6 protein-coding genes and 3 pseudogenes are annotated in these 9,673 nt (G+C 43.4%); 4 read left to right on the forward strand and 5 right to left on the reverse strand.

Translation table 11 applies throughout. The features are described 5' to 3' along the window. Nucleotides 1-378: 378 nt before the first annotated feature. A pseudogene (locus tag ACI2J2_RS24480) lies at nt 379-720 on the reverse strand (transposase); the annotation flags it as partial. A 746-nt stretch (nt 721-1,466) separates the two neighbouring features. On the opposite strand from ACI2J2_RS24480, the gene ACI2J2_RS24485 reads away from it, so the two are divergent. Beyond that, nucleotides 1,467-2,282, forward strand: a complete 816-nt coding sequence (locus ACI2J2_RS24485; protein ID WP_404761051.1) for a LysR family transcriptional regulator — start codon at nt 1,467-1,469, stop codon at nt 2,280-2,282. A 344-nt stretch (nt 2,283-2,626) separates the two neighbouring features. Here the strand turns inward: ACI2J2_RS24485 and ACI2J2_RS24490 are convergent. Then, nucleotides 2,627-3,629, reverse strand: a pseudogene (locus ACI2J2_RS24490) (DUF4158 domain-containing protein); the annotation flags it as partial. A gap of 209 nt (nt 3,630-3,838) precedes the next feature. Further along, the gene (locus ACI2J2_RS24495) at nt 3,839-4,327 is read right to left on the reverse strand and encodes a DoxX family protein (RefSeq protein ID WP_169317914.1); all 489 of its coding nucleotides are present in this window, start codon (nt 4,325-4,327) and stop codon (nt 3,839-3,841) included. 369 nt (nt 4,328-4,696) lie between these two features. Between ACI2J2_RS24495 and ACI2J2_RS24500 the strand changes: the two are divergent. After that, nucleotides 4,697-4,840, forward strand: a pseudogene (locus tag ACI2J2_RS24500) (helix-turn-helix domain-containing protein); the annotation flags it as partial. A 629-nt stretch (nt 4,841-5,469) separates the two neighbouring features. Here ACI2J2_RS24500 and ACI2J2_RS24505 read toward each other — a convergent pair. Continuing rightward, a complete protein-coding gene (locus ACI2J2_RS24505; RefSeq protein ID WP_404761052.1) occupies nt 5,470-6,345 on the reverse strand; it encodes a hypothetical protein in 876 nt (291 codons plus the stop codon). 445 nt (nt 6,346-6,790) lie between these two features. Between ACI2J2_RS24505 and ACI2J2_RS24510 the strand changes: the two genes are divergently transcribed. Both ACI2J2_RS24510 and ACI2J2_RS24515 read left to right on the forward strand, forming a co-directional pair. Beyond that, nucleotides 6,791-7,081, forward strand: coding sequence for a hypothetical protein (locus ACI2J2_RS24510; RefSeq protein ID WP_404761053.1), 291 nt, complete (start codon nt 6,791-6,793; stop codon nt 7,079-7,081). A gap of 121 nt (nt 7,082-7,202) precedes the next feature. Continuing rightward, nucleotides 7,203-7,277: a hypothetical protein gene (locus tag ACI2J2_RS24515; RefSeq protein WP_404761055.1), complete on the forward strand. Its 75-nt coding sequence runs from the start codon at nt 7,203-7,205 to the stop codon at nt 7,275-7,277. Nucleotides 7,278-8,173: 896 nt separating this feature from the next. Here ACI2J2_RS24515 and ACI2J2_RS24520 read toward each other — a convergent pair. After that, a complete protein-coding gene (locus ACI2J2_RS24520) occupies nt 8,174-9,226 on the reverse strand; it encodes a Replication protein (RefSeq protein WP_404761054.1) in 1,053 nt (350 codons plus the stop codon). Nucleotides 9,227-9,673: the final 447 nt, after the last annotated feature.

Below are 9,673 nucleotides of genomic sequence, written 5' to 3' on the forward strand. Positions count from 1 at the left end.
CGCCATCGTAGCAACCGGGTTTGCCCTGAAGAGCAAGCGGGCTATTACCCAAACAGAAGCCTATGCCATGGAAGATATTACGCCACTAAAGACCCAGCCGGCCTTGTCCCGATGACTGTTCCAGTTTTGAGTACTGGCTTGGTATCAGTTGTGAATAGTCTAGTGGTTTTAGGTGGATTATATTCTCATTAAATAATACGAAATTTCTTATCGTAGAATGTCTCTACAATCACTGAGCGCATCGAATAACTGAACGTAGTGTTACTGCTCCAGCCATCTTTAAGACTCTGCATACGCCAACACTAGAGTCTGACCTGCTCCCAGTTGATTAGTACACCCCGATGTTAGTAATGTCTTCATAAGCCACATGAGGACATCCCATGTGAAGAAGTGTTTTTTCGACGAACACGTCATGACACCCCACACAGTGCGGTGCTCATTGATAAAGCGATACTTCAGTCGGGTTTCCTTGCAAAATACCGTGCGGTATTTTTCATAATATCCCGAACCTATTCTGTGAGCTTCAGGATCTTGCTTTTAGCTTCAAGTAAATCCTTGGTATGTTGTTCACTGATCAGGCTTGATGCCCCGCAGCCAGTTGTAGAGGCTATGCGTAGAAACGCCCAGACGCTCGAAATCTTCAGCAACGGAATAGCCGGGTTCAGTGATCTGACGAACAGCATCTTCTTCAAACTCAGGCGTAAATCGTGGTATGCCCATATGCTCAAACTATAGGGCAGGCGAGGTCAGTCCAGAGTCTCATGAAGAAGGGTATCTATGGATAGCTCTTGAACTGAGGATTACTTTTCTAAAACTGCTTTCATAAGGCCTGTGTTCCAAACCGATGAGGAATAATAGTCACATGATGATTGATTTTGGAACGTAGTCCCCCTTTAGGGCGAGCACCGCAGGGATACTACTCAGATATTAGTTAACATCAAACAGTGATCTAATACACGCTTTTCGTTTTGAATTTTATTTTTAGTGAGATATTTTTTGCTAAACAAAATCCATTTTCGAACAAATTTCGGTTTTTACCTTCTTATTGGTCTGATAGTGGCGGAAGCAAAACTGGAAACATATGGCCTAAAAATATCATTAACAATTGCTCGATCTAAAAATCATGAAATAATCTGTCAGGTTAGCATTTTGTTTATCTGTTGTTTATATTATTGTCATGATTAGGTGAGAGAGTCATTTAGTTTTTCATAAAACTTGTGTAAGTTTTTTTTAATGAAAAAAAAAACTTACACTGATATATTTAAAGTGTAAAAACAAGAAGAAACAACAAAAAAGGAGAAAATCAACCAGATAATAATAAAGTGTTTTTAGTACTGTTAAGTGGGGGGGGCACCATGCAATTGAAATAGCCTCATGGTTTTACCTTATGTTTTAATTGTCGACACCACTCTTAAGAAATGTTAATGAATTGAAAAATTGACTGTTAATTTGCCAGAGGGATTGTTATGATCTTTTCAAAAAAAATAAATTACCTGTTAGCCCTTTCTAAGGGAAATTCTTTAAGTAATGCGGCGGATATGCTAAACATAACTCCATCAGCATTATCTCAAGCATTAAAATCAATAGAAAACGAACTTGGTAGGAAAATAACATTAAAGAAAAACAACAAGCTCGCATTAAATGAAGATGGATTAGTGTTGATTAGAAAAATACAAAGGCCGTTAGATGACATCAATGAAGCAATAAATTTATTTTCAAGAACTAACCATGATAAATTCACGGTATTAATTGACGGATTCCCCTTGATTAATGTGCATGCTACTCTTAGTAATTATGATATTGAAGTGGATGCGGATAACTTAGATATTGTTTGTACAAATACATCAGATTTAGCTTATGATATAAACAATAACGTATACAATATGATAATATCCCCTTTGAATATAGATATTAAAAATCAGAGAGTCAGAAAGTTAAATCTTCCTCCAGAGAGGGTTGGCGTTGTTTTACATGAAAATCTAATTGGTAAAAATGATGACATTTTAAGCGTCATGCGAAATGGCTTATTAATTCACACTCATGCAGTTTTAAATCACTCGTTAACTATTAACATGGTAAAACGGCTAAAGAATATGGGTATTAAACCCAAGGTAATTAAAGTAAATGAATGTGAAATTCCATTGTTTTTAAAAAGAAAAGTAGGTTATACGTTTCTAACGGAAGAGCTTTTCCACAACGTTTGCGATAGCAATAATGAGCTAAAATTTATACATAAACCTCTTAATCTATATTTAAACAGAAGAATTTATATATCAATGTAAATTCTTCATTATGGTATAAATCTATGGTTGATGCCTTATTACCACTGGGGTATTGGCCATAATTTTTCATATATAACTCCTAGTTTTTAAACTGGCACTTAACATTTCCGTTGAAATATTAAACGATTCATTAAGAAATTAAAATGCATTCATTTGACATTTTTCCCGTTAAAAATCCTGGTACGGAAAAGTATCAGGGTTGAATTTTCTTCTCGATTTTATGTGTACTGACGCGCTAATAGTTGTAAATTTATTAGTTTATTTAAGGGTGAATCTTCTTTTAAATAATACGACTTTTATTGTCGTAGAATATCGCAATAACCATAAGGTTGTTACAGGCATTCAATTTCGTCATGAAAATTATCGTCTGAGGGTCGGGAAATTTCACGGACAAACGTGATGATTTCAGTCAGCCTTTGCCTGGGGATGTAGCTGACATCTCAGCGCGAATCGATTCGTCCGGTGTTTCTTTCTTCAGCCGCGCCAGCGTTTCCCATGCAACGAGAACTGCCACCCTTTTCTGCGGTGACATCCTGGCAATATTGAACACCGAAGTCATACCAGCATAACGTGCGAGATTTTTCAGGTGCACAGCCGGGAGTGTACTCAGGTTGTCAGCATGCAGGCCAAAATCGTTCAGAGTTTTCCAGCGTTTAATTACTTCATTAAACGCCGGACCACTAATGGTCATAAGACATTTTTTAATGTGACTCCAGTAAAGACAGGCGGTTGCAATCAGTTGGCCCCAGCAACATCTCCAGCTGTGAGCACTGTTCGGCTGAAGGTATCAGTGCCAGTTTTGTTCCACAGGTGCAATGTCGCCCTTTCCTTTACCTCTGAAATCAACCGGGTCAGCGTGGTGGCTCCGGGAAGAATAATACGATGTTGCATAAGCCCCCCTGTCGCCAGACCGAAAAGCAGGCCAGGGCGTTCGTTGCTAATCCAGTTCCGGGTATATAAAAGAGGGGTAAGGCGAAATGTCCAGGGCCAGGAAAATTCGCGATACTGATAGTGCTGACGTATCAACACTGCATGTTCATGGCGTGTATTTTCCCTCTTACCGCATTCTGCAAGAACAGTGATATCACGGATTCCGAGCTGTCTGGCGGTAAAATGCCGGACGCCGAAAGGAATATGATTCATGTCAGTAAGAAAAGTGCCAAGAAAACGCACGCACCCTATTTGCAGGGCAATACTCAGCCTATTGTGATCACCCCGGCTTTTCTCGATAAATTCTTTATCCGCTTTATCAAGATGAAAATAACGCGCCAGCTGAAATTCATCCGGTTCGCCGGCGAATCTGCCATAATTCTCAGTCTGCTGAAACGTCAAAAAATCAACGGGCATATCGACTTCCCTGCCTGACGTTTTTTTTAGGGGTTCTGTGCCGGAACCCCAGATTTTTCCGTTTTCCCGGTATCAGCCCGGCAAATCGTGAATCTAGCCAATAAGTTCATTACGGTTTTGGAGGGTATGATGCCCGTTCATGGTTAGCTAGCTCAAAAGGATGCGATTGAGTTTCCTAACCATGAACTGTCCCAGGAAAACGGAGCAATTCATTTGGGGCGGAGAGAATGCCCCCGCAGGGCAAGACGTTGTGCAACAGGACGGTCAACGCTCAGTGGGCCGCCACCCTGCACAACCAGCAGCAGGCAAATCACGATATAGGCAGATTCGGGCAGGTAAAACAGCCAATTGTACCAGGTAAGCAAATTGAGGTTTGCCGGAATATGGTATAGTCCGACGGTAAATAGTGCTACTAGGCTGATTATCATCAGCACCAGCGCGCTCAGGCGCGTCAGGAATCCCGCGGCCATCAGCAGCCCGAACAGAGTTTCGCTACCGGCGACAAAAAACGCCATAAATGCCGGGAACGGAATACCTGCATCGGTAATGGTTTCCAGCATCATGGCCTGGTTTTCTGACACAAAGACTTTGTTAAAGCCGGAGGCGAAGAAAAACACTCCGAGGGCGATTCGCATTATCGTTAGCGGAATAAAGCTGCGGATGCCCGGCGTCTGGAACAAAGCCTGCAAATAGGTCATAAATATTCTCCCTAGGTTATGGAATTTATTGGCACATGCAGGGGCGGTATTTATCCATCCCTGACGCAAGTCAAGTTCATATAGCCTTAGATTCGCTGCGTTGTTGGAACATACTGAACGCAGCATTCCAGAGCAAGCACTGTACAAAAAATTACATTCAGGGGTTATCCGCCGGGATCGCCGAGTTGTAATAAACGATCGCATTGGAAATCAGGCACCCGCACTAGTTACTGAAGTCTGTTTCAATGTCATTTTTCCCGGTTAACTCTTTCTTTCCGCCGACTTTGGCCACTGAGGTACTGAGCTGGTGATAAGATTCTATCCTGTTCTGGGAGCGCCGGATGCTACGGCCCAGCGTCCCTTGCGTCAAAGTTTGGCCGTAAACGCTCAGTAGACAGAGACACTATGCTGGCACTTCATCAGAAAGGCATTGGAGCAACAGAAATTGCCCGTCAGCTAAGTAATGCCCGCTCCACATTTTACAAGACTCTGGAAGAAGGAAAGTCAGAGTAAGCCCATTTGTTTTTCATATTAATTAATTGATAATTAATGCTTTACAAGCGAAGAATGGCGCTTTTTTAGGAAAGATGAATCCCATCATCAAGACATGATGAATGTCGCTGCTGACATAAAATCACCTTTGTAGTCATGTGGTGATACATATGACTACTGTGATCGGAGTCAATGATATTTGTCATAAATACGGCTTACGTTGTCCGTTCGCCGCCAAAATCGAACTCATGCACTTGGCTGCATAGCCATGCATCCTGGTATGATTTATCCAGTGCGTTTCTGGCAGGGTTTGTTACCTCTTTTACCGGTTATCCGTCAGTTACGCGCTGAGTGCGTTTTAACGGTGTGTGCAGGGGATTATGGTAAATCAGCACAGGCGACAGACATAAAAAAGCCCCGAAGGGCTTTGTTACTTATCGGTAGCTTTAACCAATAACTTCCATTTATTGCTATGCCCTTTTTTCTTACAGTTAGAGCAAGGTGGAAGCTTGATGCCATTCCCGGTTCACGACGCCTTCGTACTTACATTTCTGGCACTCATAAATGCCAGAACTGGAAGGTACGTCGCCGATTTTCACAGTTAAAACCTCTTAACATGAGTTTTCGTTCCACTGAGCATCAGCCCCCTTTCAAGGCATCCCAATTGTCTTTTTCTTCAGTTTCAATTCTATTTCGTTGATCATCAGCTGCATCATTTTCACCAAGTCTATCGTCAACTGTTCTGCTGCTTCAAAACTGAGTTTAAGAATGTTAATTTGCCCTTCACCTAGAACATTTTGCAGAGTGACACGTTTAAACCCATCCAGGTGACGCCTTTCTTTCAGTAACTGAGTAATACGCTTGGTGATGATCTTAGCTATGTCAGGATACTCAGGGCTTTCGAAAACGTGCTGATGGCTTTTGACCAAAGGCTCCCAAGAAAACAAGATGTCATATCGTGTAACAAAACGGGCCTGTTTGGGTGGAAAGTGCCACAACACAATAAACGGCATGCTATTTCTCATGCACAGCTCAAAATGGTGCTGCCAGACATTGGGAATTGCTCTTCCTTCACACAACAGATAATAATCGGAAGGCTTTAGCGTTGGGACACTCACGGGCATCGGATCAGACAAAACGGTACCTATCCGGGTTTGCCAATGTTCGCGCAATACTTCGTTCATTGGAGGGATCGTAATACATAACCAACTGAGAGGGATGTATACGGCTATAGAAGGCTCAACAGCCCCTTCTTCTGAACAAAGGTATACCTTACAGCTATCAACGATTTCTACAGCTCGAGGGTTATCATTGTGCGTTTCTAGCCAAGCGACAAATGTGCTCGGTACAACATGGCACAAATTTCCCCAGCTACGACCATATTTATAGAGCTCCCAACCTGTCTGTCGGATGTAGTGATGCTGCACGTATCGCACTAATTGCTGACTCAAATCATCCTGAGAGGTTGTTTTGAGTCGGAATCTTTTACGCGGTTTGATAAGTAAATCAATAAACAACGTCGCCATAAATGCCTATCAGTCTGTATACCGTGACCAAACCTATAATCTTACTCAATATTTCCGTGAATAACATCCCACACCACGAGTTCTATCCGCCGTAAACCCCCACTTTCCGCATGCCTTAACATTCATTGATCAGTAATCGATCAATGAATTAGTTCAATATTTATAGGACCACTATTCCGTCTGTGGATTCATTCGCAATTATTGTCCACAACTACTCCAAACGGCCCCCTATCCTTGTATGTAATAAACATGTGGTGGTTAGCTACCATTACATGAAGTGGAGTGAGCTTGCCCTCGCATTTAATGATAAAAATCTTGATTAGCAGCTAAGGCCCTCCACTTCACCTTTCACGCCAACATTAACATTGAACGGTTGCCAAAGAGCGATGACTCTACATGTACAAGAGTAATAGCCGTGATGGTTCAGTGAAAGGTGAAAATGTTTATGTTTCAGCTAAGTATTGATGTCGGCAAGAAAACTCTGGATTTATGCCTGTTTAGAGAGCCGGAACCATGGATCCCCCGCCCTTTGCGTCGCCGTGATACGCTTGTCACGGACAGTAGCCGCGAAAAAAACAAGTTGGAAAAATGCTTGGCAACGAACGTACCTCTTGTTGTCGCTAAATCCATCGAAAATGTGCTTCGTAACCTGAGTGCTGAGCTTGAACATTTGGAAGCTCTGATCCTGACTCATCTCGACCAGCATCCTGAATTAAAAGGGATTATGATCTTCTGACATCGATAAAATCCGTGGGAACTCAATTAGGTCTGAATATGCTGGTTATCATTTCGAAACTGCAGAGTAGGCAGCGGCCTGTATAAGTGTAGTTCCGGTTGAAAAATCTTCCGGTACGTCGATTAGAGGGCGGAGTCGATTGTCAAAAATTGGGCCACCAGAAATCAGGGCAAAACTGTATCTGGCATCGTTGTGAGGTCTGAGATTTAACCCGGCGATGAAGGTGATGTATAAGCGTTTATGCCAGCGTGGCAAGGCCAAAATGTGTGCCACTGATGCGCGTAGCGCATATAAGGCGGTATGATATTGTTTTATATGACTCTGTAGTCAAGCCGCCGAAGCCCGGCGTGAGCCGGTGGAGGATCATTAAAGATCCTTATACTCCTCCCGACCTGAAGAGCCATACTAACTAACAGCGATGAAAATGTTGATTTAAGTCCTTTTAACCCCGTTAGCGCGGCATAGCCGCGATGTATCGGGGACTTAGTGCTGGCAGCTTGCTGACAGCGCTTAGGGGGCTGTATGCTTAAATCAGAAGCGATTTTTTCTTGACAGAAAGCGGAGCCTCTAAGTGAGTCTTTTTCGGTGATTAAAAAATTTATTGCAGTTTAGATCGCAGCGTGTATTTGCGGAGTTGTACTTTGCAGTTAGTGAGTTACTTTGGAGTTGAAACTGACTTTGGTGGGTGGATATTGTAATTTGAAAAGCTATTGAACTGGGATTTTCCTAGTTATCGATGTTTTGTGTTCTATGCAATGAAATGTTATTGCCCGGAGCAAAGCGGAGGGAGCTATTTTCGAGAGCCTGGCTTTAGCCGGCACGAAATATACTCCCCTTTTTGGGGCTTGTTTTGTTCAGAAATAACCTTCGAAATTAGCTATTTTTTGGTGCGCTTGTTCGAAGTTAACTGAATGATATTTCATCAACTGTTTGAGTTGACGGTCTGAGACCATGAACTACGACTAATTTCTCGTTCCAGGAGGCACTTTTGAATAGAACCTTAGGCATATACAAGAGGGTTTTTAGCTTTTACACGCAGCACAAAACCCGCACAAGGGCACGGGTCATTGTATTGAACGGTGAAAATAATGCTTAGGGGAGTACGCCGGCGCGTTCCAGCAACAGCCGGTAATACTGTTCAGGATCATCCCGCTCTAAAGACGGGTGTTCATCAGTTAGAACACGCTTGAGCTGCATAATCTTTATTGGGTGAGCCTCTGCACTAGTAGACCAACGAACCCAGGTCATTTGATACCTGTTCACTATTTTTCCATTTCCATTGCGCGTTCGCATTTTAGACGCCAGTTCATCTAGCTCTTTCCCTAGATCTTCAACGATCGCCCTCTTCTCTTGCAGCAGATCTGGACTTACGACCCACCTCTTAATCTGACGCAGGCGGTTTTTTAGCGAATGGTGTGAATCAATATCAATACCAAGGCGGGCCATGCGTAGTTGATGACGTTCGTGCTTCTTACGCAGTGATTCAGTGAGGCCATTGACTATCGCCCACTGGCGATACCCGTGAAGCCATAAGCGAATTTCCTCAACAGATATCCCGCGGCTAGTAAAAAAGCGTTCCGTCAAAAAAATACGCATCGCTTTATATTGGCCAGCATCAGCATCCCAAGCCCGATGCACAACCAGGTAATCCAACTCCTCCATCACATCCCTAGCATGGGTAGCCACATCACAAGATTTACGGCCACTCTCATAAATATGCAGCACGCCGATGGCGCGAGCGATTTCCTCGAACGGAGCAATAATCTCAAACGGGTAATCAGCATCCGGGTTATAGTCACAGTTGGCTGCTAATGCTAAGGAAAGTGCGGTCAATGCACGCCGGCTTTCTTCACGTGTGCTCACTCGCATAGGTTTCGGGGTATAACTTGGATCGTTTCTACGTCGATATGGGATATATCCACGTTGACGCAATGCAACCAACGCAGAATTCCGGTTCCAGTCATGCTGACGAATACGAGCAACGACTTTAGCCGCGGCACCGCGAGGTACGGTACCGGAGAACACCGCTATATGGTGACAATGGATTTTCGGTTGCCCTTTGCGTAATCGGTTTGATTCACCGCGACGGGTTGGACAATAGACAGGTTCAGGGCGAACCTGATAGTTGATTGCTTGCTCAGTCACCCTGTCCTGAACTTATGGCGGACAGGTATTGTTTTCTAAATGACATGCGTTATAATCTCTGCAGGCCAGCGCCTGCTTTTGACCCCCTGATATCTGACTCTTCCGCCAAGTTGATGACAGATTTCGGGGGGTTTTTGCATTCAAGGCCTGTACCTTCCAAGCCTTGTTCCCTGGACATTTAGGATATGCCCTATCCACTACAGCCTGTAAGTCTCGTTACACACTGCTCGAATTACATCGTCTGCTCAGGCACTTAACACCTAACTAAAACAGCACAAACCACTGCAAATACTACCCGATTTTCGTTTCCTTGCAACAAAAGGATCTCTGGCGATCTTTTTTTGTGCAGTTCTGACCTGCCCCCAGTATTAGATACAACCGTTAGTTAGTAATGTCGGTTTGTTTATCTTCACATTTTCCATTCCGCCACCGTGCTGCAAACTCTGA

This window comes from Serratia sp. NPDC087055 (assembly GCF_044900985.1).
Classification (GTDB): Bacteria; Pseudomonadota; Gammaproteobacteria; order Enterobacterales; family Enterobacteriaceae; genus Serratia.

Coding starts and splice junctions, on each gene's coding strand:
- ACI2J2_RS24485 (WP_404761051.1), top strand. CDS start 1,467: ATGATCTTTTCAAAAAAAATAAATTACCTGTTAGCCCTTTCTAAGGGA.
- ACI2J2_RS24495 (WP_169317914.1), bottom strand. CDS start 4,327: ATGACCTATTTGCAGGCTTTGTTCCAGACGCCGGGCATCCGCAGCTTT.
- ACI2J2_RS24505 (WP_404761052.1), bottom strand. CDS start 6,345: ATGGCGACGTTGTTTATTGATTTACTTATCAAACCGCGTAAAAGATTC.
- ACI2J2_RS24510 (WP_404761053.1), top strand. CDS start 6,791: ATGTTTCAGCTAAGTATTGATGTCGGCAAGAAAACTCTGGATTTATGC.